Here is a 24,061-nt window from a genome sequence, read left to right as displayed (position 1 = left end):
GATCTTTTTTGTTATATAAAAGACTGAAATTTTAATACAAATTCTTGCCTTTGGACTTGACGGTAACTGTAATGCTAGCGGAAGTTTCAGGATATCTGGAGTCTTTGACGGTGACCGTCGTAGAGCCGATTTCATTGCCTGTGGCAATACCGTTCGAGATATCATTCGGATTGAGAATGCCTGGATTAGAGCTTTGCCAAGTTAAGTAAGGGAGTACTTCATCTTCTCTGCTCTCAGGCGTAACCGTTAACCGATCGAGAAGATTTTTACTTTCACCTTTGGTCAAGTCAATTTTATCAGGAAGTCCTAAATAAATCTGATAAACGGTAATGGTCGATGAAGCTGATTTGCCACTTCCGTCCGTTGCAGTTCCGAAAATAGTGGCCGTTCCAGAAGATTTACCAGTGATGACACCATCAGCATTAACGGTGACAATAGCTTCATTATGCGATTGCCAAGCGAGACTTTTGTTGCTGGCGCTGTCGGGCAAAATGGTAGGTGACAATGTATAGGTCTCGCCCACGCGAATCGACTTGTCATTCAGCGTGATAGAATCAATCGGCACAAATCTGACCAAAAAGCTGAAATTGGCTGTGTACTCGTTGCCTGCGGTCGTCTTAACCGTCACTGTACCATTTACGGTTCCGGGTGCGAGACCGGTCACAATGCGCTGCATGCTGCCATCTTCCGCCCAGTATGCTTTATCACGGTTGTCAGGAGTCCAGTCGATACTGTCTACGGATTCATTGACCGTGGTCAGAATGGCTTTCAGCGTAATTTTGCCGCCAACGGACACAAAACTCGGCGTGTCTATGACGAGTGACGGCTGCATGACCGTCACATGAGCTGTGTTAGTGGCGTTCGAGCCATCCGTCGCGCGTACGATCAAATCCGTCTCTCCAGCGGCTTTGCCGGTTACCTTTCCGTTCATATCAACGGATGCGATATCTTGCCGGCTCGATTCCCAAGCGAAATGCGGGAAATCTGCGTCTGCGGGCGCATAGGAAGGGGTCACTTGAACGGTTTCCCCAACGCGGATCTGCTGATCGGCAATTGAGACAGAGCTTACAGGAATGAATACGCTGACTGTGTAGGTTTTAGCATAGCTGCGGCCTTTATCGGTCAGTACGTTCGCAGTAACGGTAACCGTTCCTTTACGTACGCCGTACAATGTGCCTTTAATCGCATTATCCACTGTAAAGCCGGCAATGGATGTGTCTGATGATGACCAACTCACGGAAGTTATTTTTTCATTCACATTGTCAGATACGAGAGCGGCAGTCAGGTCAATGGTGGTGCCAACGGCTACCAGAGAAGGACCAGTAATGTTCAGGCCTTGCTCAATCACGGAAACAAGGGAAGTTGCCACCAATCCGCTGCCATCAGTCGTTCTCGCGGTAATCGTGGCGGTTCCTGCCTTCAAACCGGTAATTTGACCGCTGGCATCGACGGATACCGTTGTCGAATCGCTAGTCGTCCAAGTTAAATCTTCGTTCTTCCGATAGGTTGCATTTGCCGGTGCAATGATAGGGATTAACTTGGTCGTATCGCCTTTTGCAATGGTCATGTTGTTCAAGGTTAAGCTTGTCACTTTAATAAAAGCTGTAAACACTGTATTGGAAAATAGGACGTTGTTATTCTCTTTGGTTGCGAAGTCAATATACGATAGATTCGCATTCGATAGCGAATAGTCCCCGCTGGAGGTCGGTTTCACGACGACGCTAAATGTTGAATTGTCGGCAATAAATTGATTGCCAGATATCCGATAGGGAATATTGGTAATATTGCCTTCTAATGTGAATCCTGTGGCTGTTGATCCTGTAATGGTAAGCCAATCAGGCTTCGATGTAATTTCCAAATTCGCAGGCAGAACTTCTTTGAAATGCAACCCTGTAATTTTCAGATCATCAACATTTGTAGCCGCGCTATACGGCTTGGCAAGTGGTTTGATCGTGTAGTTGACCGTCACGGGCTGACCGACTTCAATTTTTTCTGTCGAAATTGTTCGCTCAGGTGTCAGCGTTGTCGAAGTAATAACTTTGACAGCTACGGATTTCGTTTCCATGGCACCCGATGCATCTCGCGTCGTAACGGTAATTGTTAAGTCACCACCACTGGTTGCTAGGGGATTGGTGAACGAACGAGTAATGGTTTCACCTTTGTTCGTTTCTGTATCCGCAAGCATGGTATCTGTTTTGGATTGCCCAACACTGTTTGTATAAGTGAACTTGACGTTAGAAATGACTTTTTTATCATTCAAATCCAGATCATCCGGTTTAAAAGAAACCGAAATCGGGCTGTTCGCCGAAATATAGTTTTTGCTCGTGCTGTCGAACGGAGCAGGTGACAAGATGTCCAGCGTCGGCTTATGATTGGAACCGATAAACGCGCGATACATCGTGTTGATGAAAAGCTGCTGCTCCCAATCCGGGAAAGCGCTGTTTCGGCTTGTTCCGACGAAGTTGTGTCCCGTACCGGAGTAAGTTACATTGCCTTTGGAATATGTGTAGTAATGGTTCCAACTATCTTGAATGTCGCGTGCGGAACCGTTGATGTTGTACCACGGAATAATCGTCGGATCGTTCAGATCAAGTCGGAAATACTGATCATGCGTCGTCGCGACTTGTGGTGTCATTTCGCTAATGTAAAAAGGGAACTGGGTCAACAAACCTTCATTCACTTTCACCGTCGAAGTGGATGTATTCGGTGCATTGAGACCCATATTGGTCATCGGGCTGAGTTGCCCGGTTGCAGTTTGAAAATACTTGATCCAAGTCTGATTGCCTTGATACACGGTATCATGCGTAAACATGACGCCTTGTCCGGTGCCGATGTACGATTGTACCGCAGCTGCCGCTGTCTCCGATATATTGGCCGTGCCGTTATACGAGTCGTTGAACCCGAAAATGACCATGTCATACTTACTGTTCAGCTGACTGTATTCTGTGGAGTTGAACGTAGTGAAGTCCATTACCGTGATGTTAATTTTGTAATCGTTGGTGCTTAGATAGCTTTGATTCATGTTGGATGAATCTTTCAGCGAGCTCTTGCTGTTTGTTGAGTTCGGAAGCACCTGTAACACATTGATTGTTGGTGGCTGATCCTTAAACCGGAACACGCCCGATACCGCATCCTTGAGCTTGCCGGTGCTAGTCGTATCTACAAGCTCCAGCCGCCAGTAATACAAGCCGGAGTAGCCTTTAGGCAAGGTGAAGCTGATGGTGTTGTTTTTGAGCGAGGTCACAGCCTTGGATTGAACCAGATTCGATGCCTGAAATTTCAAAACACTGTCTACACCTAAGTAAAGGTTGGCTACCAGATTTCGCTGCTCCAGGTTACGCACGTTGGACACGTTGAACGTGTAGGTGAGCGTGTCGCCTGGCGAGTAAGAAGAATTGCGATTCGCGCTGACTGAGTAATCGGTCGGTTGACCTGTCAGGTTAAGCTGCGGCCGGACATTGGCTGCGGTCAGTAAGTGCGTTTGCCCCAAAAAAGCACTTAGTGAATCAATCTGTGTCTGGTTTACGGAGATGACATTACTCAATGACTTGGACGTATTGAAGAGTGAGAATAAGTTCCCCGTTTTAGGCTGATATGTGCTGCTGCTATCGAGATATCCTTGATACAGCGGACCACGTTTTTTGGAGCTGTCACTATAATAAATCACCGGCAAACCCTTGGTTATGTATTTGTCCTTAATTTCGGTCGCTTTCAATTGTGTAATATCGTTCTCTTTGTAACGGGTGTTATGATTGTTGCCAGTCTCGGATGTCGGATTGAACAAGCTTTTGCCAAAATAAATGGCATCGTATTTTCCGTCGAGCTCATCGCGAAGAGCAGCGAACGTTTTGATTGAAATCGTCTCAAGCTTGAGACTATTGTTCGTGCCGAGCAGGTTTTTCAGATCGGATACGATGGTATCTGTGTCGCCGCTGGACGGTTTATCCAAGTCTTTAATCTCGAGAATCTTGAGCGGCTTCGTGAGATCGAAATAGGTCAGTGTAAATTTGGCGGATGCATCATTGGTATCTCGGCTTGGTTGAAGTGTTGAATTATCCTGTACTCTAAGGAAGTCGTAAGATTTAGATTCCAAGGAGATCGTTCCGTCATTATTTTCTACTTTGTTGAATTTTTGTTTGTTCGAGGATACGGCTGATTCTGATGCAAGGAGGGAAGAATTCTGGTTATTCCCAACACTAACATACTTTCCGTTCGCCCTCGACTTCAGTGCATAAGTCCCGTCACCTTGCTCAATAAGATCAAATAATTCTCCGAACCAGAGCTCGTCAGCATTTGCTCTCAAATTTGAGTCGCCGTCCTGCCCCGCTGACACGTACTTCCCATTCGATGCCTTAAGCGCAACGGTAACGCTGTCTCCACTGGCTGCCAATGCGCGAGGCGTTAACGGGGTACCAGCTAGACTGAACAGTGAGGCTAGTAACGTGGCGATTAGAACCATACTGATTTTTCTAAAGGCACTTGACAACATAATCTCTCCTCCCTTTTCTGTATATACATTTATATGAGACTATTTTACTACTTTTTCGTCGTGAAAGCATACAGTTTATGCACATAAAATCGAAAAATATTTATATTTTTGGAAAAGGAATAAATAAATTGTCACAGTCATAGAGCGAAAAAAGGAGGACTTTCAAAAGTTTTCAAGAAAATATATACGAAATGTATCCTATGTAGTATAATTCCAATGGAACATATGGGTATTTATACCTACTTTTAATTATGTTATCGGAGCTGAACGCGTATGGCGCTAGTGAGAAAAAGACTAGGGGATTTGTTAGTCGAAAGCGGAATTATTGCGGAGGCTCAACTTCAAGAAGCGCTTCAGGAGCAGCGGAAAACAAAACAGAAGCTCGGCGATCTGCTTATTACACAAGGGTATATTACCGAACAGCAGTTAATTGAGGTACTGGAGTTTCAACTCGGGATTCCGCATGTCAGCTTATTTAAATATCAGATCGACCCGGAGATTACCAAAATCATTCCGGAAAGCATGGCCAGACGCTATCAAGCCATCCCGCTGCATAAAGAGGGCGGCAAGCTGATGGTCGCTATGGCGGATCCGCTGGACTATTTTGCCATTGAAGAAATGCGGATGAGCACAGGCTATAGGATCGAGCCGGCGATTACAAGCCGTGATGAACTGCAGCGCGCAATTGCACGTCACTATGGACTTCAAGATTCCATGAGCCAGATGATGACGGATATGCCCACGACCGAAGACATCAAAGAGACGGAAATTACCGATGAAGATTCGCCGATTGTTCGGCTCGTGAATCAAATGATTCAACAGGCGGTTCAACTTCGAGTATCCGACATCCACGTCGACCCTGGAGAGTCGAATGTGATGATACGGTATCGCGTTGATGGACATCTCCGGACGGAGCGGGTCATCCCGAAGCAGATGCAGGGCTTTATAACAGCGAGGCTGAAAATTATGGCCAAGCTGAACATCGCGGAGCGTCGCCTTCCTCAGGACGGACGCATCAAAATGCAGGTCGACTTCAAGCAAGTCGATATTCGGGTAGCTTCCTTGCCAACCATTCACGGGGAGAAAATCGTGCTCCGGCTGCTCGATCTTTCGACAGGCGTCAAGCCGATTGAGCAATTGGGCCTGAATGAGCACAACTTGCATGTGTTCCGGGATATGATTGAGCAGCCTTACGGGATTTTGCTCATTACGGGACCGACAGGAAGCGGGAAAACGACAACGTTGTACTCCGCTTTGAATCATCTGAATCAGGAAAATGCCAACATCATCACGATTGAAGACCCGGTCGAGTATCAGCTGCAGGGGATTAACCAGGTGCATGTTAACCCGACAATCGGCTTAACGTTTGCGGCGGGGCTGCGCTCGATTTTGCGGCAGGATCCTAACATCGTCATGGTCGGGGAAATCCGGGACTCCGAAACGGCGGAAATTGCTATCCGGGCATCGCTCACGGGGCATCTCGTTTTATCCACTTTGCATACAAACGATTCGGTCAGCACCATTACTCGTTTTCGCGATATGGGCGTCGAGCCTTACTTAATTGCTTCCTCCCTAATCGGTGTAGTGGCACAGCGGTTGGTGCGGCGGATTTGCCCGGAATGCAAGGTCGCGTATACGCCTACGGAGCAGGAGCAGTTTTTTATGCGCAATAAAGGGATTCATGTCGACAGGCTTCACAAAGGAACGGGCTGTGGCAACTGTAACCGGACGGGCTATCGAGGGCGTTTTGCGATCCATGAGATTTTGGTGGTCAATGAAGAGCTTCGCAAATTGATCAGCAATAAAGCGTCCGTGCAAGAAATGCGGGCAGCAGCGCAGGCGAACGGTCTCATCCAATTGATGGACGACGGCATTCAGAAGGTGAACCAAGGCTACACCACATTGCAGGAAGTTATCCGGGAAACCGTTGCTTATTAACGTGAAGGGAGGTGGATAAGGTGTCAGATTCATTAGATCGGATGATCAGTTTATTGAAGCATGCGCACGAGTCGAAAGCATCGGATTTGCATTTGTCAGTTGGTTCTCCTCCGGTGCAGCGCGTTCACGGCACCTTGCAGCCGATCGGGGCGGAACCGCTTCAACCCGAAGAGACGCGAGGAATGGCGGAAGCTTTGCTTAGCGGTGAGCAGATCGAGCGTTTTCAGCAGGCGGGAGAACTGGATTTTTCCTATGAGCTGGAAGGCTGTTCGAGATATCGGATCAATGCGTATCGTCAGCGAGGGCGTGTAAGTGTGGCGATTCGGACGATTCCTAGAACGATTCCATCGCTGGAACAGCTTCAACTTCCGCATGTTATCTCCACACTCGCGCTCAAGCCGCAAGGTTTGGTGCTGGTCACAGGACCGACGGGAAGCGGGAAGTCTTCGACCTTGGCAGCTATGATTGACTACATTAATCGTAAGGAAAAAAAGCATATCGTGACGTTGGAAGATCCGATCGAGTTTCTTCACGCGCATGCGTCGTCAATTATTGACCAGCGGGAAGTGGGCAGCGATACGCGTTCGTTCTCGAACGGCCTCAGGGCGGCGCTGCGCCAAGATCCGGATGTCATTCTCGTCGGCGAGATGCGCGATCTGGAGACGATTTCAGCGGCGGTTACGGCGGCGGAGACGGGTCACTTGGTTTTTGCGACATTACACACGACGGATGCGCCGCAAACGATTGATCGGATTATCGATGCATTTCCGGCTCACCAACAAGGGCAGATTCGCGTGCAGCTTGCCGCCGTTCTTGTGGCAGTCATCTCGCAGCGGCTGTTCCCGAAACCGGGCGGTCAAGGGCGAACTTGCGCAACGGAGATCATGATTAATACGCCGGCGATCGGCAATTTGATCCGTTCGGAGAAGATTCATCAGATTAAAAGCATCATGCAAACAGGCCGCAGCCAAGGGATGCACACCCTTGAAATGGCCATAAAGGAGCAGATGCAGCAAGGACTCATCGATCCGATTGCGGCAAGAGCCTATTTGGCTGAGGGCGGTGCGTTGTAATGTCGGATTTTATCTATGAGGTCAGAGGAAGCGGCGGTAAGCAGTTAAGAGGAAAAATATCCGCTGCAGACAAGCCAACGGCTGTGCAGGAGCTGCGCAAGAAAGGGTACGTCGTTCTTTCCGTGAAGGAAGAGCAGTTCCGTGCGTTAAAAAAGGACATTTACATCGGCAATCCTGTCAAAACGATTCATTTCATCGTCTACTGCCGGCAATTCGCCACGTTAATCCGCGCGGGCGTGAATATCGTGGAGGCGACGAGGATTTTGGCGGCGCAGACCGAAAGTAAGGCGCTGAGAGTTGCCCTGACGGATGTCGCTTCGAGCATCTCGAAGGGGGTATCCTTTTCGCAATCGATCGCGGAACACCGGCGTATTTTCCCGCCTATGTTTATTAACATGGTGCGCGCAGGTGAAGAAACGGGGGATTTGGAAGGGACGCTGGAGCGGCTTGCCAAGTTTTTTGAGAAAGAGCATGTGACCAAAGAGAAGATCAAGTCAGCGATGACGTACCCGGCGACGGTTGGCGGACTTTCCATTGTGGCGGTTGTGTATTTGTTAAAATCCGTCGTACCGCAGTTCGTCAGCACCTTTGAATCGCTTCACGCGGAGCTGCCGTGGATTACGCGATTTGTTCTGGGCGTCAGCAACAGCATTCAGCACCAATGGGTGACTTGGTTGATCGTAGTCGCAGCCGTCGTTCTTGTGTATCAAGTTGCCAAAAGGAACGAGAAAGGCGCCTACGCGATTGATTACATGAAGCTGAAAATCCCGATTTTCGGCAAGCTGAAGCTGAAAGGCTCTGTCGCGCTGATGACACGCACGTTGTCCTCGCTCTACTCAAGCGCAGTGCCTGTCCTGCAGTCGCTCGCGATCGTGGAAGAGGTCGTTAACAACAAAGTCATCGGCAGCTTTATTCGCAAATCGGCCGATTCGCTTCGGCAGGGGAATCCGTTATCCGAGCCGTTGAAGCACGCTTGGGTATTTCCGCCTCTTGTTACTCAGATGATTGCAATTGGCGAGGAAACGGGAGCATTGGATCAAATGTTGGAAAAAATCGCCGACTTCTACGAAATGGACGTCGAGAATACGGTGGATCGGTTGAAATCGCTCTTAGAGCCGTTATTGCTCGTAGTCCTCTCGGGGCTGGTTGGCGGTATTGTCGCAGCGATTATGCTGCCAATGTTTAGTATGTATGGCAATTTAGGTTAAGATTACATAGGAGGATGGAATTATGCTGGTAAAAATGATGAATCGTTTGAAAAAGGAAGAGAAAGGCTTTACGTTGATTGAGCTCTTGGCGGTTATCGTGATCTTGGCGGTTATTGCGGCGATTGCGGTGCCTTATATTTTGGGGGTAATTGATAAGTCGAAGAAGGATGCGGATGTAGCGGCGTTCAATCAGATATATAATGCTGCTCAATTATATATAGCTGCCGGATCGTCAACTGTCAACGTTCCAAGTACTGGGACTGGATCAGTAAGTGTTGCGACATTAATATCTGAGAAATTCCTCGATACTGGAATTGTGTATCCGAGCACAAAAGCTACGATCACAGCGGGAACATTGAATTACACTGATGGTAAATTGTCAGGTAATGTTACAATTACCGCTGGTACAAAAACGTTTTCTTTACCTTCAACTGCAGTTGTTGCTGGTTCTAGCAGTTCAGCTCCAACTGAGGTAACTGCTCCATAAATAGGAAAAGGTACTAGCGATTAATCTTACATCAAAAAGGAATCGGTCCATTCCGATTCCTTTTTTAAAATCTCAGAAAGCGGCCCCAAACCATGAATGCACTCATCGCTTGTTATGTTTTCATCCTTGGCCTTGTCCTCGGTTCATTCTACAACGTCGTGGCGCTTCGCGTGCCAGCCAAACAATCCATCGTCAAACCGCCATCGGCATGCCCGTCGTGCGGAACGCAACTGAAAACAAAGGACCTCGTCCCCGTGTTTTCTTACCTTTTTAGCCGGGGAAAGTGTCGGCATTGTCAGTCCAAAGTCTCCATTCTCTACCCGATTGGGGAGCTGGTGACAGGTCTTTTATTCCTATGGGTGTATGCAACATACAGCATAAGCTCAGAAACGATCGTAGGCCTTACACTCGTCAGTCTATTAGTAATCATTACTATCTCTGATTTAAAATTTATGCGAATTCCGAATCAAGTGCTGCTCTTCTTTTTGCCAATCGTGATCCTTCTGCGCTTCTTCGTGCCTGGTAACCAAGTGTGGTGGAGTTATGCGTTAGGAGCGGTGCTCGGCTGCGGCATCATTGTGCTCATCGCACTCGTGACGCGCGGCGGCATGGGGATGGGCGATGCGAAGCTGCTATTTGTCTGCGGAATCGTGCTGGGGTGGTCACATATTCTGATTGCTTTTGTCCTGGCATGCTTGCTGGGGAGTCTGCTAGGAGGCGTTCTGCTGCTCAGCGGCATGATCAAACGAAAACAACCGATTCCATTCGGGCCTTATTTGGCGGTGGGGGTACTGATTGCCTATGGCTATGGATCGGATCTGATACAGGTATACCTGAATTTACTTGGATAGCGGGATGTGATCATGATGCTCGGCTTTGGAAAAAAACGAATCGGGATTACCATTGATCCTACGGGCGTTCGATACGTCTCCGTCAAAAAGAAAAAGCAGTGGGAGATCGGAAAAAGCGGCTTTATGCCGATTGCCCCCGGAATCATTATTGAAGATCATATCATGAATGCCGACGTGCTGGGTCTCCAAGTGAAGGATTGGGTGAAAGCTGAGAAGTTGAGGGGATGGGCGGCGACGATTGCGATCCCGACCTCTCAGATCATTATCCGCAAAATGAAAATCCCGAGCATCAAAGCGACAGAGCTGCGACAATTGGTGGATCTTGAGGTGGAGACCGCGCTGCATTTGCCTTTCGAGGATCCGATCTATGATTTCGTGAAGGTGGGGCAGGATCAGGAAAGTACGCAAGTGCTCGTATTTGCGGCGCCGAAGAAGTTGATTGCGAGTTATGTGAGTCTTTTTGAGGCGGCGGGTGTGCATGTCAAAGCGGCTGAAATCTCGGCGACGGCGCTCACAAGGGCGATCGCATCGATGCAGGAGGCTTCGTTCGAAGAAACGATGCTGATTTCTTTGGAGCCGGGCTCGCTGGAAGTGTATATGCTGCAAAAAGGCAATCCGATTTTCATGCGTACGATTACGCTGATGGAATACGCGGACAATCAGGAAGAGAAGCTGTCTGCGGATCAGATCGGGGAAATTATCGCCGAAATTTCGAGAATGTTGAGCTTTTACCAGTACAGCATTCAGGAAGGCAACAGCCGTATTTCGCAAATTCTGGTGACAGGGGCGAACGAAAGCCGCGTCCAACTGGTGAATGAACTGCAGCAAGCACTTACGGAAATCAGCGTCGAGGCGATTAACTTCGATCTGCTAACGACAAGTAAATCGAAAGCTCATCAGGCAAATGCCTTTAGAACCTCGATTGGGGTCGCGATGCTACAAAAAGGACAAGCGTTCATCAATCTGCTGCCACATCGTCAAACAGAGACGAAGGTGAAAGCTTTTGTTTTTATGCTTTTTGCGATTGCATGGCTGGCTTGTACGGTACTTAGCGGGACCACCTATTGGACCAATAAAAAAGAAATAGCTTCGAATGCGACGAAGATTGCTCAATTGAACACACAGCGTGCGGCAGCGGAAGCCAAGTTGACCAAAAAGCCCGAAAACGCCTCGGACCCGGCCGCATTTATTGCGGCAACCAAAGCATCGCGCAAAGATGTCGTCGCGACAGTTGATACGCTGATGAAGCCGCTGCCTGCGGATGCGCATGTGAGCACATTAGCTTTTGCCTCGGATTCGCAGATTATGCTATCGGTACTGTTTGCACGAATGGAAGATTCGGCGCGCTATTTGTTTGATTTGCGGAAATTGAACCTGGGTGAGTCGGTGCAGTTGCTATCGATCTCAGAGACGTCAGGAGGGGCTAATACAGCGGGTGGCGGTGCGACAGATGCCGCAGGAACGACTGCAAACACACAAGGGACGAAACAGTATATGGTGAATTATTCCGTGATTTTCAAGAAAGAGGCGGCCAAAGAAACGGCGAAAACCGCAACGGACGCGAAAGGGGCAACAACCAATGGCGAAATCAAATAACACGCAAACGGCTGTCCTGGCAGGAACGGTGACGCTTTTTCTCGGATTGTTCGCTTTTTACTTTCTCGTGCAGCTCCCTTCGACCGATAAGGTGACCAAGCAGACAGCCGACATCACAGCTTTGGAGAAGCAGGTCCAACTGTTGAATGCGAAAGTAGCTGAAAAGCAAAAGGAAACGACAGGCCCTTCGATGAAGGAAGTGCAAGCGGCGCTGCCTTTATGGGATAATGTGGAGCAGTTGACGCTGGATTTGAGCCAAATTAAAAGTCAAACGAATGTGACGATGAGTTCGATTGCCTATAATGTCAGCGACAAAGCGCCGGCAGCACAGGCGGCTGACGGTACGAAAAAGGCAGCAGCGTATCCGAATGTTCGCGAAATTAAAGTGACGATGTCGGTGCTGGGCACGTTTCAAGACGTTACAGCGGCTTTGACGCAGCTGCACAATCTTCCGCGCTTGGTTACGGTGGACACTGTGAATTACGGCAATTTGCCGAAAGATTTGACGCGAAAAATTTCGGTGAATGTCAGCTTTACCGCGTTTTTTGATCCTTCGTATAAAGCCAAAGTGGATAAGGTGGACTCACCGTTCTAAAAAGAGAAACACCTCGCGAGCCCAAGGCCCAGTGCCGAAGGTGCGAGGTGTTTTTGTGCGTAAGAGGGGTTACTCAAACTTCCCCTGTATAATTAATTCAGATACCGGTCGGCGGCCGGAAGGCACTTCACGTTCCTGCAGCTGCTCGGTGAGCGCTTCTTTCGGACCCTGGTGACCGATCGCGATGACGGCATGAAGCGCGTAGTCTGCCGGAATTTGCAGCACCTCGCGGGCTTTATCCGGATCGAAGCCGCCCATCGCGTGCGTAACCAAGCCTTGGTTGTTCGCTTCCAATGCCAAGTAGCCCCAAGCGGTTCCGGCATCAAAGGCGTGGCTAGGATTCAGGGTGCCGCGCGGTGTAATCGTGTTGGAAATCAGAAGCAGCAGAACAGGTGCCTTCTCACACCAGGCAACGTTGGCCGGGGCGATAAAAGTATGGAAAGCGGCGCGCTGTTCAGGCGTCCGGGCGATAATGAAACGCCATGGCTGATTATTGCTGCCGGATGGCGCCCATCTGGCAGCTTCGATCAGGCTCATCAGCGTGTCTTCGGGAATCTCTTCATTTGTGAAGGAGCGGGGAGACCAACGTTCGAGAAATTGTGGGTTAATTTCATGCTCCGGCTGGCGGTAAGCGGTAATATCGTTTTCGTTTGAAATGGACATAACGGAGAGCCTCCTTTGAAATCATTACTTCCTAATATTACCTGAATGTAAAAAGAAATACGAGTTTGGCGAGTTTCCGCCGGCGTGCGGGCGTATGTCTGCGATGTGAACTGGAAAAACTAAGCATCGTGAGAGCATGAAACCAGGAAGGGTGCGAGAGCGATGGATATCACCAGCCATGATGTCATGATTATCGAACGAGCTTTGAAAACCGCGATGAACGTGGAACGGGAGCAACCCCGAATCCGCGACTATCAAGAAGTACTGGCGAAAATGAGAGAAAGCGCGAACCACTCTTTATTGATTCATGGTCAAATCACCAGTGAAGTGATGGATGGCCTGCGCTACGATTATGACGATTCTTCCGATTTAATGTAGACGTACGAACGTATATTCTGTAAAATAGAAGAAATGACATTTTCGTAAGGAGATTCGAGTGGATGAATCCTTTTACAGGTAAAGTTTCTTCAATGACAGAGATGATCGATGAGCTTCGCAAAGCTTCGGAGATCATGGCGCAAGTTACGTATTGGCACACGATACCCCCGCGCGGAGCCAAGCTGGCGAATTTTCCGGCTGGATTGCACGAGGGTATTTGCGCTGCGCTTAAAAATAGAGGTATTCAAAGGTTATATACGCACCAAGCGGAGTCTTTTCAGCAGGCAGCGGCGGGCAACCATGTAGTCACGGTGACGCCGACGGCTTCGGGGAAGACGTTGTGCTACAATTTGCCGGTGCTGCAACAGGTTTTGGAAAACGATGCTGCGCGGGCGCTTTATATGTTTCCAACCAAGGCTTTGGCTCAGGACCAAGTGGCGGAGCTGCAAGAAATGGTCGATTTCATGGGCGTCGACATCAAGACGCATACGTATGACGGCGACACGCCGCCGACGGTGCGCCAAGCGATCCGCAATAGTGGGCACATTGTGGTGACGAACCCGGATATGCTGCATTCCGCCATTCTGCCTCATCATACGAAGTGGGTAAAGCTGTTTGAGAATTTAAAATATATCGTGATCGACGAGGTGCATTCGTATCGCGGGGTTTTTGGCAGCCACGTGGCGAATGTCATCCGGCGGTTAAAAAGAATTTGCCGATTCTACGGCTCGAATCCGCAGTTTATTTGTGCGTCGGCGACGATCGACAACCCGAAGGAGCACGCGGAGCGCTTGATCGGCGAGCGGGTATCGCTCGTCGACAACAACGGTTCTCCCGCCGGTGAGAAGCACTTCGTATTCTATAATCCGCCGGTCGTGAATCAGCAGCTCGGCATTCGCAAAAGCTCCGTGCTCGAGACGCGGAAGCTCGCCGGAAAGCTGCTGCGCAGCGGCATTCAGACGATTGTGTTTGCCCGCAGCCGCGTGCGCGTGGAGATTTTGCTGACTTATCTCCAGGAGATCGTGGCACACGAGCTGGGCAGCAAATCGATCCGCGGCTACCGCGGCGGGTACCTCCCGAAGCTTCGCCGGGAGATTGAACGGGGTTTACGCAGCGGGGAAATCCGCGGCGTCGTCAGCACGAACGCGCTGGAGCTGGGCATCGACATCGGCCAGCTGCAAGCGTGCGTGCTCAACGGCTATCCCGGCACGATAGCCAGCACCTGGCAGCAGTCCGGGCGTGCCGGACGGCGGCAGGAGACCTCGCTGACGATTCTCGTCGCGAGCTCGAATCCGCTGGATCAGTATTTGATCCAGAATCCGCGCTATTTCTTCGAGCGCCCGCCGGAGCAGGCGCGCATTCATCCCGATAACCTGATCATCCTCGTGGATCATGTGAAGTGTGCGGCGTATGAGCTGCCGTTCGAGGCGAATGAGAAGTTCGGGGAGGAGTCGCTCACCGATGTGCTGGAATATTTGACGGAAGAGCAGGTGCTGCATCAGGTCGGCGAACGCTGGTACTGGATGGAGCAGTCGTTCCCTGCGCATAACATTTCCTTGCGCTCGGCGGCGCAGGAGAATTTTGTCATTATTGATATGACGAACGGCGCGCGCGTCATTGGCGAGTGCGACCGATTCAGCGCGCCGACGCTGATTCATGAAGAAGCGATCTACATCCACGAAGGCGTTCAATTCCAAGTGGAAAAGTTGGATTATGAAGAGAAAAAGGCTTACGTTCGCCAGGTGGAGGTTGATTATTTTACCGACGCGTCGATGGCTGTGCAGCTTAAAGTGCTGCATGTGAACAAAGAAGGCCGCACCGGCGGCTTGCTGCGTCAGCTAGGCGAGGTCACAGTGAATGCGCAGCCGACGATTTTTAAGAAAATCCGTTTGCGCACGCACGAGAACATCGGCTCCGGGCCCATCCGACTACCAGAGGAGGAGCTGCATACGAGCTCGTATTGGTTTACGTTCGACGAAGCCATGACCGAGGGCAAAAGCGCGAACGACGTGCAGCACGCGCTGCTCGGCATCGCGAACGTGCTGGCGCATCTCGCGCCGCTTTATTTGATGTGCGACCCGATGGACATTCGGGTCGTGCCGCAAGTGCGCGCCGTGCATAACAAGCTGCCGACCGTGTTTTTCTACGACCGCTATCCGGGCGGCGTAGGGCTGAGCGATCGGCTGTACGATGTGCACGGCAAGCTGATGGACCAGGCGCGCAGCCTGATCACGAGCTGCGGCTGCCTCAGCGGCTGCCCGGCCTGCGTCGGGCCGATCGAAGAGGTCGGCCTGCTGGGCAAGCAGCTCGCCCTGGAGCTGCTGTCGCAGCTCGAAGGAGCCGCCCGATGAGCGGGCTCCGCGAAAGACTGGGCCGCCTCAAGGGCACCTCGGCGGCTCCGCCAGCACCGCCGCCGGCGCCGGAGGCCGGCGGCGAATGGGCCCCGCTCGACGCCCATATCCATACGAGCCCTGCGGGCTCGTTCGTCATGCGGCGCCGGGTGTACGGCACGGACAGCGTGCACGGCCATTATCGGCTGCGCGAGCTTGCCGATGTGGCGCCACAGCTGTCCGCCTTTCACGACCGCGACGCCGTCGTCCGGCACGAAGCGCTGCTCTTCTTCGATACGGAGACGACCGGACTCGGCGTCGGAGCAGGCAACGTGCCGTTCATGGTCGGCATCGGCTATTATACCGGCGAGCAGCTCATGGTGGAGCAGCTACTCATCCGCAACCCGGCGGAAGAACACGCGATGCTCGTGTACGTGCAGGAACTGCTTCCCCGGTTTACGCACGTGGTTTCTTATAACGGCCGGACGTTTGACTGGCCGATCTTGAAGAACCGGTACGTCCTGAACCGGTTGCAATTGAACGATGACCAGCTGCTGCAGCTGGATCTGTTATATGCTTCGCGAAGCCTGTGGCGCAATTCGCTGCCGTCCTGCCGGCTGAGCAAGGTAGAGGAGAGCCGCCTTGGCTTCGACCGTGTAGACGACGTGCCCGGATCGCTGGCGCCGACGCTGTATTTTCAATATTTGGCGGAGAAAGATCCGAGGGTGCTGTCGGGCGTGTTCGTGCACAACGAGCATGATTTGGTGACGCTCGCCGCTTTGGCGATTCATTTTGGCAAACTACTGCAAGGAGCGGAGTCGGATAGTGCTGCGGTAGGCGCGGGGCTGGATCTCGAGGAGCATTACCGGACAGGCTCCTGGCTCGAGAAGATGGAGCGAGGGGAACGGGCGGCGTACTATTTTGACTCGCTGCACGAGAGATTGCTTCATAGGGGGACGGACGAGCGCTGGGCGGAAGGTGACATGTCGACGCTGCTGCAGCTCGCGCAGACGTTCAAGAAACACGGGGACTATACCCGCGCAGTCGCGTTGTGGAACCACGCCATTCGGCTGCAGCAGGGCAGTATGACTGAAGAACTGGAAGCGTATGTGGAGCTGGCTATGCACTATGAGCACCGCGAGAAGCAGATCGGGATTGCGCTGGAGTATGCGGAAGCTGCCTGGAGCAGGCTGAGACGCCGTCAACTGCTGCGCAGGCAGGACCGCAAAGAGGAGGACCGCGAGAGAGCGTGGGAGAAGCGTATTGACCGCTTGAATGAGAAAATGAAGCGTCCGTCCCCTGCCAAGTCGGCGAAGCCAGCGGCGCGGTATGGGCAAGAAGCTCCCGCAACTCATTCGCTTCGCAAGAAGCGGACGCCTAAGCCGATTTACGCAAGTGAAGGCTTGATCTAGCGTTTACTTCCCGGGCGAAATGGACATACAAGGTAGAAAAAACGGCAGGAGCGATCGATTGACATGCCTGAACTACCTGAAATGGAAACGTATCGTCAGCAGTTGTCTAGGTGTATCCAGGGAAAGACCATCACTGGCGCAGAGGTGACGAGACCGAAGACGCTGAATGTGGAGCCTGAGGCGTTTATTCGCGCCGTGACGGGGACGCGCGTCCTGCGCCTGGAGCGGAGGGCGAAGCATTTGCTGTTTCACCTCAGCTCGGAGCAGATCCTGGTGCTGCATCTGATGCTAGGCGGTTGGATGTTCTACGGCACGGATGCGGAGAAGCCGGATCGGACGTTTCAAGTTACGCTCCACTTTAATGGGGAGCATTTGTATTTTATCGGGCTGCGGCTGGGTTATTTGCATCTGCATTCGCAGGCGGAAGTCGAAGATGATCTGCAAAAGCTTGGCCCCGAGCCGTTCACACTTGACTTTGCCCAGTTTCAGCAAGTGCTGCGGAGCAAGCGATCGAACCTGAAGGTTGCGCTGACGGAGCAAAGTTTCTTGTCGGGCATCGGGAATTGTTATTCGGATGAAATCTGCTTTGTCGCTGGTCTGCTGCCAACGCGAACGCTGCCTTCGCTTTCGGATGAGGAACAGCTTCGTCTGTTTGAAGCGATGGGTTCGGTGCTGCGTGAAGCCATTCAATATGGCGGTTATATGGCGAATCCGCTGTTCGTCGGTGACGGATTGACGGGCGGATTTGACCCGAAATGCCGCGTCTATGACAGAGAAGGCGAGCCCTGCGTTCGCTGCAGCCAGCCGATCGTGTTCACGGAGCTTTCCAGCCGCAAATGCTTCTACTGTGCGAACTGCCAGTCGTGAGAGGAGGCGGGGCGTATGTACATCGGAGCGCACGTCCGAACGAAAGGCAGCTATCTCAATGCGGCTAAATCCGCGCTTGCCGAGGGGGCCAATGCCTTTCAATATTTTCCCATGAATCCGCGCAGTCTAGCGTTAAAAGCTGTTTCTCCCAAAGAAACGGAAGCCTGCGCAGCGTATGCCCGCGAGCATGGGTTGGTTTCCATCGGTCATGCCCCTTACGGGCTGAATCCAGCCGTCGATGAGCAGGAACGGGAGGCGATGGCAGCGCTGCTGCTGAATGCTCTCGATATTGCTTCAGGCTGCGGTTCCAACGGCCTTGTGGTGCATTTTGGCAAATATCACGGAAAAGACCCGTTACAAGGGTATAAAAATATAATACAATGTTTAAATAGCGTGACGCGAGATTACAGCGGCTCTTCGCTGATCCTCCTGGAGAATCAGGCGGGCGAAGGCGCACAGCTTGGGCTCACGATGGAAGAAATGGTGATGGTTCGCCGCAACTGCCAGCATCCGGAGATGATCGGCTTCTGCCTCGATACGTGCCATGCGTTCGCTTCGCGATTGTGGGCGGGGACCGATTGGGCGGAGCTTGAGGCGAAGGGAGCGCAGCTGGAATATTGGCCGCATCTGGGAGCCATTCATTTGAACGATTCGGTGCATCCTCTGGGCTCGCGCCGGGATCGTCATGCCAAAATCGGCCAAGGTCAGATTGGTCTGTCTTACTTTAAAGAACTGCTGGCTTCGCCTTATGTTCGCGATATTCCGATTGTGCTGGAGACGGAGCCCGATCCGGACGGAACGCATCAAGCGGAAATCAGGCTCGTTCACCAACTTGCGGAAAGGAGAATCGGACCATGATCCATGTCTATCTGGATGATTCGCGGCCTTGCCCCTCGGGCTTTGTTTTGGCGCGCGATGCGGTTGAATGCATTGCTTTGCTGGAGGACTGCGAGGTCGATATTTTATCGCTCGATCACGATTTGGGCTGGATGACGAAGCAGACCGGGATGGATGTGGCGGAATGGCTCGTGCAGACGCGCAAATTTCCGCAAACGGTCTATATCCATACGTCCAGTCCGTGGGCCTGCAAGGAAATGTTCCGCCTGCTGAACGAGGCGAAGCCTGAAGGTATGGCGATTTTCCCGCACAAAATGCCCGACGAGCTGCTGCTGGAAATTGCGCATGGCCGCTATAAGACTAACTGATACTCGAAAGGAAGCACCCATGATTCAACTATCCGGCATTCATTATATTCGTGGTGAACGACATATTTTAAATGATGTGAATTTACAAATCGAATCCGGTCAACACTGGGTAATACTCGGCCGCAACGGTTCGGGCAAAACGACGCTGCTCGAGTTGATGAACGGCTACGAGTTTCCGAGCCGTGGAAGCGTCACGGTGCTTGGCAACCGCTTCGGTCAATGCGATGTGAGGGAAGTCCGCAAAAAAATCGGTTATATTTCCCAATCCCTGTTCGAAAAGCTCAACCTGAGCGACCCTGTGCAGGAAGTGGTGGCGACGGGGGAATATGCCTTTTTGCGGTTTTATCAGGATATTCCGCAAGAGGTGAAGGATAAGGCGCTCGATATGCTCAAGCACGTGCGTATCCCGCATTTGGCGGATCAGCCGCTGGGCAGTCTTTCGCAAGGGGAGCGTAAAAAAGTGATGCTGGCGCGCTCGCTCATGATGACGCCGTCTATCCTGATTTTGGACGAGCCTGCGGCAGGGCTGGACTTGTACGAAAGAGAAAAGTTCCTGACCGATGTGAACGAGCTCAGCCAGCAGCAGATTACGGTCGTCTACGTGACCCATCATATCGAAGAAATTATGCCCTTATTCACCCATGTTGCCATTATTGAGCAAGGCGAGCTGATTGCCTCAGGTCGGAAGGAAGACGTGCTCACGCCGGAGAACTTGCTGAAAGCTTTTGGTGTGTCCGTTTCTATCGAATGGTTCCAGGATCGGCCCTGGATTAAAGTACTTTAAGTTGCAAAGGATGCGTTTATGACTGTATTGACTACGTTTATCGGAACCTCGAATCACGGGTTCGCGCAGTACGCGCAGGATGAGATTCGCAAATTGTTTCCTGCGGCCAAATTTTCGCTGATCGTGCCGACAGAGGTGTTCTGTTTCCAAGTCCCGCCCGAAACGGAAGATGCGCTTGCTACGCTGCTTGATCAGGAGCCGATTTTTCTAAGGCATCTGCAGCCGGTTCATCAGTCCTGGGAGCATACGAGCTCTGTCGAGGATCTGACACAGGTTCAGGCTTGGCTTCGCGAAGCTCATGCCGCGGGGCTAGCTCACGCTCACGAGAAAATTGCCGTGCAGATCCGCAAGGACGATCGCGCGCAGCTTCCGTATGCCCCTTTCGCTATGAAAGCGGCGCTGGACGAGGTGATTGCCGGTGAGCTTGGAGCTGAGCCCGTCGTGCGTTACGCCGACAAGATCATATCGGTTTACATCGGCGCCAAAACGCTCTACATCGGCATATCTAGGCCTGCGGACAATTTGTCCGACTGGTCGGGCGGCGCCATCCGTTTTATGAAAGAGGAAGACCAGATTTCCCGGGCCAAATTCAAGCTGCTGGAAGCGGAGCAGCGCTTCGGCATTGATTTCAGCGTCGCCAGAACCGCGCTTGACGTTGGGGCTGCGCCCGGGGGCTGGACATCTTTGCTGCTCGAACGCGGGCTTAAAGTAACGGCGATTGACCCGGCTGCCATGAGTCCGAAGCTGCAAGGCCATCCGAAGCTGACTATTTTGAAGAAAAATGCCGGCGACGTGAAGCTTCGCACTGATGAGTTCGATCTGCTTGTCTGCGACATGAGTTGGGACCCGCGCCAAATGGGGCGCTTGGTGGCCGATCTGCTATATGCGCTGCAAAGCGGCGGCACGGCGATTATTACTGTGAAACTTATGCACAAGAAGCCGTTCCAGACGGTGCGGGATATTTTGCGCATTTTAGAGCCTTCGTTGTTCCTGCTCAAAGCGAAGCAGCTGTTTCACAATCGGGAAGAACTGACGCTATATTTGCAAAAGTTATAAGTTTTGGAAATAAATGATGTACAGAAAGAAAACCTCCTCGTATAATCAAGCTTAAGGGATACTTAACTTGATACAGCAAGGAGGTTTTGTTCATTTGACGAAGCCAAATGAAAGTCACCCGCGTTTCGGCGAGGTGCTTGGCGGGCGCTACCGTCTGATTTCCTTACTGGGGCAAGGCGGAATGAGCCGGGTGTTTTTAGCGGAGGATACGAAGCTGAAAGGAAAGATGTGGGCGGTGAAGGAAGTGCCGCTGTCTGAGCGGGACGGGCCTGCTTTCATGGAAGAGGCCGCAATGCTGGTGCAGCTGCAGCATGCCCAGCTCCCACAGCTTGTCGACTTTTTTATCTCGGAAGAAGGCAACGGCTGTCTGGTCATGGATTATATCCAGGGGCAGACGCTTCAACACGTATTTGATGAAGCGGGGCAGCGCCTCCCGTTCAATCAGGTTGTGCAGATAGCGCTGCAACTTTGTGACATTTTTCACTATCTGCATACGTTCCAGCCTCAAGGCATTATTTACCGCGATCTCAAACCTTCCAATGTGATGCTGGGCACGCATGGCCAAGTTCGTCTCATTGACTTCGGCGTGGCGAGACAATATAAACCTGGTCAATCTTCCGATACGATCCAGATGGGCACGCTTGGTTTTGCGGCACCGGAGCAGTATATGAACCAACAAACGGATGTACGTACAGACCTTTATACATTAGGCGCTATGATGTATTACTTGCTATCCGGCGGCTGCTATCCGGCGCTTACCAAAACATCAATTCGGCAGCTGCAAGCGGACCTCCCTGAATCCCTCATCTCTTTGATTGACGATTTGCTTCAGGAACGTCCTGAGCTTCGCTGTCAATCTGCGATGGAAGTGAAGCTAAGACTTCGCCATCTGCTCCCGGACACGACTTCGTTTACACGAATTCTTTATACAGAAACCAAAAATCAATCTGATCAACTGATCGTCGTTGGTGGGTTATTTGCAGGCAGCGGCTCGACGTTTACCGCGATCTCGCTTGCTCGTCTTTGCCATGCGTTGGGCATGCGAAATGCCTATGTGGAGCAGCCGACGCTTGAGTCCGATTTGTACATGCTGTTGTATGGGGATGAGCGAGCGCCGAAGCCGTATGCATTTCCAGCCAGACTGGTGAAAAGCTCAAATACAGCCGCACATACGCCGTGGGTGCAAGGGCAAACGACATGGGTGCCAAGCCATCCCGATGGCGGGGAGGGCGACTGGCAAGCGGCAGATAGCTACAAACTGCTCCACATGATCAAAAAGCCAGTCGTCATCTGGGACGTTTCGACGTCTTGGCAGCATCCATCTGTTCAGGAACTGTGCCACAGCGCGGATCATCTGGTTGTTGTGGTAGACGCCTCCCCGAGCAAGTGCAACCGGCCAAGTTCGCGAACGTTGTTGACGCAATTCGAAGCCTATGCCAAGCAAGGGAAACAAGTGCATGTTGTGGTAAACGGCGAAGTCACGGGGCAAGGGGCAAAAGATTGGCTGGCCTCGCTCCCTTGGGCATCCGTGAGCGTATTGCCGCAAATTTCACGCGAACTGATCAGTCGAGCTGTTTGGCGGGGTGACTGTGTGCAGGATGTGCCTGAGGTGCGCAAGCTGCTGCATTTGCGATTATCACCGCTGCTGCAATCGCTGTTTTCTGCGGAGCAGGTGGCGCATCTAGGCGATAAGCGAGAAGGTAGAAGCTGGCTGTCCTGGTTTCGGAAGCGCGCTTAGTCGCTGGTTTGAACGGACAACTCGCCGATTCGACTTGTCGGCATTACCCCATTTGACCTAAAATGTGGTATGCTATTCCATATTTTTATCTGAAATAAGATCGGGGGCTTAGATATGGAGAAACGATTATCACGCGAGTCCAGATGCTTTAAAACATCGCGTGTTTTTCCGACGGATGTGAACAATCACAACACGCTGTTCGGCGGCAAATTGATGTCTTATATCGATGACATTGCGTCGATCGCGGCGCACAAGCACTGCCGGCGCTCGGTCGTGACCGCTTCCACGGACTCCGTTGACTTTCTGTATCCCATTCATACGACTGATTCGGTCAGTTTGGAGTCGTTCGTAACGTGGACAGGCAAGAGTTCAATGGAAGTGTTCGTGAAGGTTATGACGGAGGATCTGAAAACAGGAGCGAGAAAAATCGCGGCGACCTCCTTCCTGACGTTCGTTGCGCTGGATGAGAACAAGAAGCCTGTCGAGGTGCCGGAGGTTGTGCCGGAAACGGAAGAAGAGATCAAACTGCATGAATCTGCGCCGGCCCGTGCGGAAATGCGCCGCATTCGGCGGGAAGAAAGTAGGAAGCTCGCGAGCCATTTTACGATGAAATATCCGTGGGAATAAATAATCAATGCCTGTGAAAAAACCGTCAAGGGATCGCTCCTTGACGGTTTTCGTTTTCTCGTTGCCGGCTTCGAGCCGCATGCTAGCTGATCTAACCAAGCTCCAAATCGCCGAAATCGCAGCTCCGGTGAAAATCCGGTACAGGCGAGGTCACGCGATGCCAACTTCCATAGTGGGGAGTGGGCGTCGTATCGCCGCATTTATAGAAGTTGCCCCGAAACTTGCGGCCGGATTCAATTCTAAAGTCTGGAAAAATCGTCTGCAGCCAACCGAACGGGATGGAAAACGCCAACTGCCAGTAAGAAGAGGCAGAAGTCGGATCGAAGCATCCAGTGGCCGCGTGGATGTCAAAGAGGCCCGGCGTTGCATTCGGCAGCGCCGTCCGGTCATGTCGATCGTGTCCTATTTTTAACATCAAAGTGCCCGCTGCATTCAGCTCGAAGTTCAAATAGCGAGGGTCGGATTCAGGCAGCGGCTGGAAGAAAAATTCCACACAGCTGTCTTTGCAGACCGGATCGTTCATTGCATGATACTGAATCTTGGGGTCATCTTCGTAAACCGTATACTGCAGATACAGACGCTCAGACGTGTAATAAAGCTTGACACTCACCTCTGGCGTGCAGCCATTATCCAGCCATAGGTAATGAGCGATAGATAATGCCTGGATGCGATCCCAGGGATCGGGACAATCAGGCTCTAAACGGGCAACCCGATAATGAGAACGGGACATAACGGTTCCTCCTTGGCATTTCATTAGCAAATGA

20 protein-coding genes are annotated in these 24,061 nt (G+C 51.6%); 17 read left to right on the top strand and 3 right to left on the bottom strand.

All coding sequences use genetic code 11. The features are described from left to right. Positions 1-31 precede the first annotated feature (31 nt). A complete protein-coding gene (locus ABE504_RS06005; protein WP_430085851.1) occupies positions 32-4,489 on the bottom strand; it encodes a DUF5057 domain-containing protein in 4,458 nt (1,485 codons plus the stop codon). Positions 4,490-4,762: 273 nt separating this feature from the next. Between ABE504_RS06005 and ABE504_RS06000 the strand changes: the two genes are divergently transcribed. From ABE504_RS06000 to pilO, 7 genes are all read left to right on the top strand, one after another. Next, on the top strand, positions 4,763-6,427 hold the full coding sequence (locus tag ABE504_RS06000) for a GspE/PulE family protein (protein ID WP_430085850.1): 1,665 nt from the start codon (positions 4,763-4,765) through the stop codon (positions 6,425-6,427). A gap of 41 nt (positions 6,428-6,468) precedes the next feature. Continuing rightward, positions 6,469-7,500, top strand: coding sequence for a type IV pilus twitching motility protein PilT (locus ABE504_RS05995; RefSeq protein ID WP_430087398.1), 1,032 nt, complete (start codon positions 6,469-6,471; stop codon positions 7,498-7,500). After that, positions 7,500-8,708: a type II secretion system F family protein gene (locus ABE504_RS05990; protein ID WP_430085848.1), complete on the top strand. Its 1,209-nt coding sequence runs from the start codon at positions 7,500-7,502 to the stop codon at positions 8,706-8,708. Before ABE504_RS05995 ends, ABE504_RS05990 begins: the two co-directional genes overlap by 1 nt. A 22-nt stretch (positions 8,709-8,730) precedes the next feature. Then, positions 8,731-9,195, top strand: coding sequence for a type II secretion system protein (locus tag ABE504_RS05985; RefSeq protein WP_430085845.1), 465 nt, complete (start codon positions 8,731-8,733; stop codon positions 9,193-9,195). Between the two features lie 92 nt (positions 9,196-9,287). After that, positions 9,288-10,046 (top strand): prepilin peptidase, encoded by a 759-nt coding sequence (locus tag ABE504_RS05980; protein ID WP_430085842.1) that lies wholly within the window; start codon positions 9,288-9,290, stop codon positions 10,044-10,046. Positions 10,047-10,061: 15 nt separating this feature from the next. Continuing rightward, positions 10,062-11,642, top strand: a complete 1,581-nt coding sequence (gene pilM, locus ABE504_RS05975; RefSeq protein ID WP_430085839.1) for a pilus assembly protein PilM — start codon at positions 10,062-10,064, stop codon at positions 11,640-11,642. Then, positions 11,626-12,237 carry a type 4a pilus biogenesis protein PilO gene (gene pilO / locus ABE504_RS05970; RefSeq protein ID WP_430085836.1) on the top strand — a complete coding sequence of 204 codons (612 nt, stop codon included), beginning with the start codon at positions 11,626-11,628 and terminating at the stop codon, positions 12,235-12,237. The genes pilM and pilO overlap by 17 nt, the downstream gene beginning before the upstream one ends. A gap of 69 nt (positions 12,238-12,306) precedes the next feature. Here pilO and ABE504_RS05965 read toward each other — a convergent pair whose 3' ends face one another. Next, positions 12,307-12,900 (bottom strand): nitroreductase family protein, encoded by a 594-nt coding sequence (locus ABE504_RS05965; protein WP_430085833.1) that lies wholly within the window; start codon positions 12,898-12,900, stop codon positions 12,307-12,309. Positions 12,901-13,062: 162 nt separating this feature from the next. On the opposite strand from ABE504_RS05965, the gene ABE504_RS05960 reads away from it, so the two are divergent. The 10 genes from ABE504_RS05960 (at position 13,063) to ABE504_RS05915 (ending at position 23,297) form a co-directional block, all read left to right on the top strand. Next, positions 13,063-13,278: a hypothetical protein gene (locus tag ABE504_RS05960; RefSeq protein ID WP_430085830.1), complete on the top strand. Its 216-nt coding sequence runs from the start codon at positions 13,063-13,065 to the stop codon at positions 13,276-13,278. Between the two features lie 62 nt (positions 13,279-13,340). Further along, positions 13,341-15,629 (top strand): DEAD/DEAH box helicase, encoded by a 2,289-nt coding sequence (locus ABE504_RS05955; RefSeq protein WP_430085827.1) that lies wholly within the window; start codon positions 13,341-13,343, stop codon positions 15,627-15,629. Further along, positions 15,626-17,020, top strand: a complete 1,395-nt coding sequence (locus ABE504_RS05950) for a ribonuclease H-like domain-containing protein (RefSeq protein ID WP_430085824.1) — start codon at positions 15,626-15,628, stop codon at positions 17,018-17,020. Before ABE504_RS05955 ends, ABE504_RS05950 begins: the two co-directional genes overlap by 4 nt. A gap of 63 nt (positions 17,021-17,083) precedes the next feature. Beyond that, entirely contained in the window at positions 17,084-17,887 is an 804-nt protein-coding gene (locus ABE504_RS05945; RefSeq protein ID WP_430085822.1) for an Fpg/Nei family DNA glycosylase, read from the top strand. Positions 17,888-17,902: 15 nt separating this feature from the next. Beyond that, complete coding sequence (locus tag ABE504_RS05940) at positions 17,903-18,745, top strand: deoxyribonuclease IV (protein ID WP_430085819.1); 843 nt, start codon at positions 17,903-17,905, stop codon at positions 18,743-18,745. Continuing rightward, positions 18,742-19,092, top strand: a complete 351-nt coding sequence (locus tag ABE504_RS05935; RefSeq protein WP_430085816.1) for a cyclic-phosphate processing receiver domain-containing protein — start codon at positions 18,742-18,744, stop codon at positions 19,090-19,092. The genes ABE504_RS05940 and ABE504_RS05935 overlap by 4 nt, the downstream gene beginning before the upstream one ends. Before the next feature lie 19 nt (positions 19,093-19,111). Beyond that, positions 19,112-19,876: an ABC transporter ATP-binding protein gene (locus ABE504_RS05930; protein WP_430085813.1), complete on the top strand. Its 765-nt coding sequence runs from the start codon at positions 19,112-19,114 to the stop codon at positions 19,874-19,876. A gap of 18 nt (positions 19,877-19,894) precedes the next feature. Next, positions 19,895-20,932, top strand: coding sequence for an SAM-dependent methyltransferase (locus tag ABE504_RS05925; RefSeq protein ID WP_430085810.1), 1,038 nt, complete (start codon positions 19,895-19,897; stop codon positions 20,930-20,932). Positions 20,933-21,026: 94 nt separating this feature from the next. Continuing rightward, positions 21,027-22,670, top strand: a complete 1,644-nt coding sequence (locus ABE504_RS05920) for a protein kinase domain-containing protein (RefSeq protein WP_430085808.1) — start codon at positions 21,027-21,029, stop codon at positions 22,668-22,670. Positions 22,671-22,784: 114 nt separating this feature from the next. Next, the gene (locus ABE504_RS05915; RefSeq protein WP_430085805.1) at positions 22,785-23,297 is read left to right on the top strand and encodes an acyl-CoA thioesterase; all 513 of its coding nucleotides are present in this window, start codon (positions 22,785-22,787) and stop codon (positions 23,295-23,297) included. Between the two features lie 91 nt (positions 23,298-23,388). On the opposite strand, the gene ABE504_RS05910 is transcribed toward ABE504_RS05915, so the two are convergent. Then, a complete protein-coding gene (locus ABE504_RS05910) occupies positions 23,389-24,027 on the bottom strand; it encodes a carbohydrate-binding family 9-like protein (RefSeq protein ID WP_430085802.1) in 639 nt (212 codons plus the stop codon). Positions 24,028-24,061: the final 34 nt, after the last annotated feature.

Source organism: Paenibacillus oryzisoli (genome assembly GCF_050467285.1).
GTDB lineage: Bacteria > Bacillota > Bacilli > Paenibacillales > NBRC-103111 > Paenibacillus_E > Paenibacillus_E oryzisoli_A.
This window is presented reverse-complemented; position numbering and strand designations above follow the sequence as displayed.

Coding starts and splice junctions, on each gene's coding strand:
- ABE504_RS05980 (WP_430085842.1), top strand. CDS start 9,288: ATGAATGCACTCATCGCTTGTTATGTTTTCATCCTTGGCCTTGTCCTC.
- ABE504_RS05930 (WP_430085813.1), top strand. CDS start 19,112: ATGATTCAACTATCCGGCATTCATTATATTCGTGGTGAACGACATATT.
- ABE504_RS05965 (WP_430085833.1), bottom strand. CDS start 12,900: ATGTCCATTTCAAACGAAAACGATATTACCGCTTACCGCCAGCCGGAG.
- ABE504_RS05960 (WP_430085830.1), top strand. CDS start 13,063: ATGGATATCACCAGCCATGATGTCATGATTATCGAACGAGCTTTGAAA.
- ABE504_RS05950 (WP_430085824.1), top strand. CDS start 15,626: ATGAGCGGGCTCCGCGAAAGACTGGGCCGCCTCAAGGGCACCTCGGCG.
- ABE504_RS05955 (WP_430085827.1), top strand. CDS start 13,341: ATGAATCCTTTTACAGGTAAAGTTTCTTCAATGACAGAGATGATCGAT.
- pilM (WP_430085839.1), top strand. CDS start 10,062: ATGCTCGGCTTTGGAAAAAAACGAATCGGGATTACCATTGATCCTACG.
- ABE504_RS05945 (WP_430085822.1), top strand. CDS start 17,084: ATGCCTGAACTACCTGAAATGGAAACGTATCGTCAGCAGTTGTCTAGG.
- ABE504_RS06005 (WP_430085851.1), bottom strand. CDS start 4,489: ATGTTGTCAAGTGCCTTTAGAAAAATCAGTATGGTTCTAATCGCCACG.
- ABE504_RS05910 (WP_430085802.1), bottom strand. CDS start 24,027: ATGTCCCGTTCTCATTATCGGGTTGCCCGTTTAGAGCCTGATTGTCCC.
- ABE504_RS05925 (WP_430085810.1), top strand. CDS start 19,895: ATGACTGTATTGACTACGTTTATCGGAACCTCGAATCACGGGTTCGCG.
- ABE504_RS05935 (WP_430085816.1), top strand. CDS start 18,742: ATGATCCATGTCTATCTGGATGATTCGCGGCCTTGCCCCTCGGGCTTT.
- ABE504_RS05990 (WP_430085848.1), top strand. CDS start 7,500: ATGTCGGATTTTATCTATGAGGTCAGAGGAAGCGGCGGTAAGCAGTTA.
- ABE504_RS05940 (WP_430085819.1), top strand. CDS start 17,903: ATGTACATCGGAGCGCACGTCCGAACGAAAGGCAGCTATCTCAATGCG.
- ABE504_RS05915 (WP_430085805.1), top strand. CDS start 22,785: ATGGAGAAACGATTATCACGCGAGTCCAGATGCTTTAAAACATCGCGT.
- ABE504_RS05995 (WP_430087398.1), top strand. CDS start 6,469: ATGATCAGTTTATTGAAGCATGCGCACGAGTCGAAAGCATCGGATTTG.
- pilO (WP_430085836.1), top strand. CDS start 11,626: ATGGCGAAATCAAATAACACGCAAACGGCTGTCCTGGCAGGAACGGTG.
- ABE504_RS05985 (WP_430085845.1), top strand. CDS start 8,731: ATGCTGGTAAAAATGATGAATCGTTTGAAAAAGGAAGAGAAAGGCTTT.
- ABE504_RS06000 (WP_430085850.1), top strand. CDS start 4,763: ATGGCGCTAGTGAGAAAAAGACTAGGGGATTTGTTAGTCGAAAGCGGA.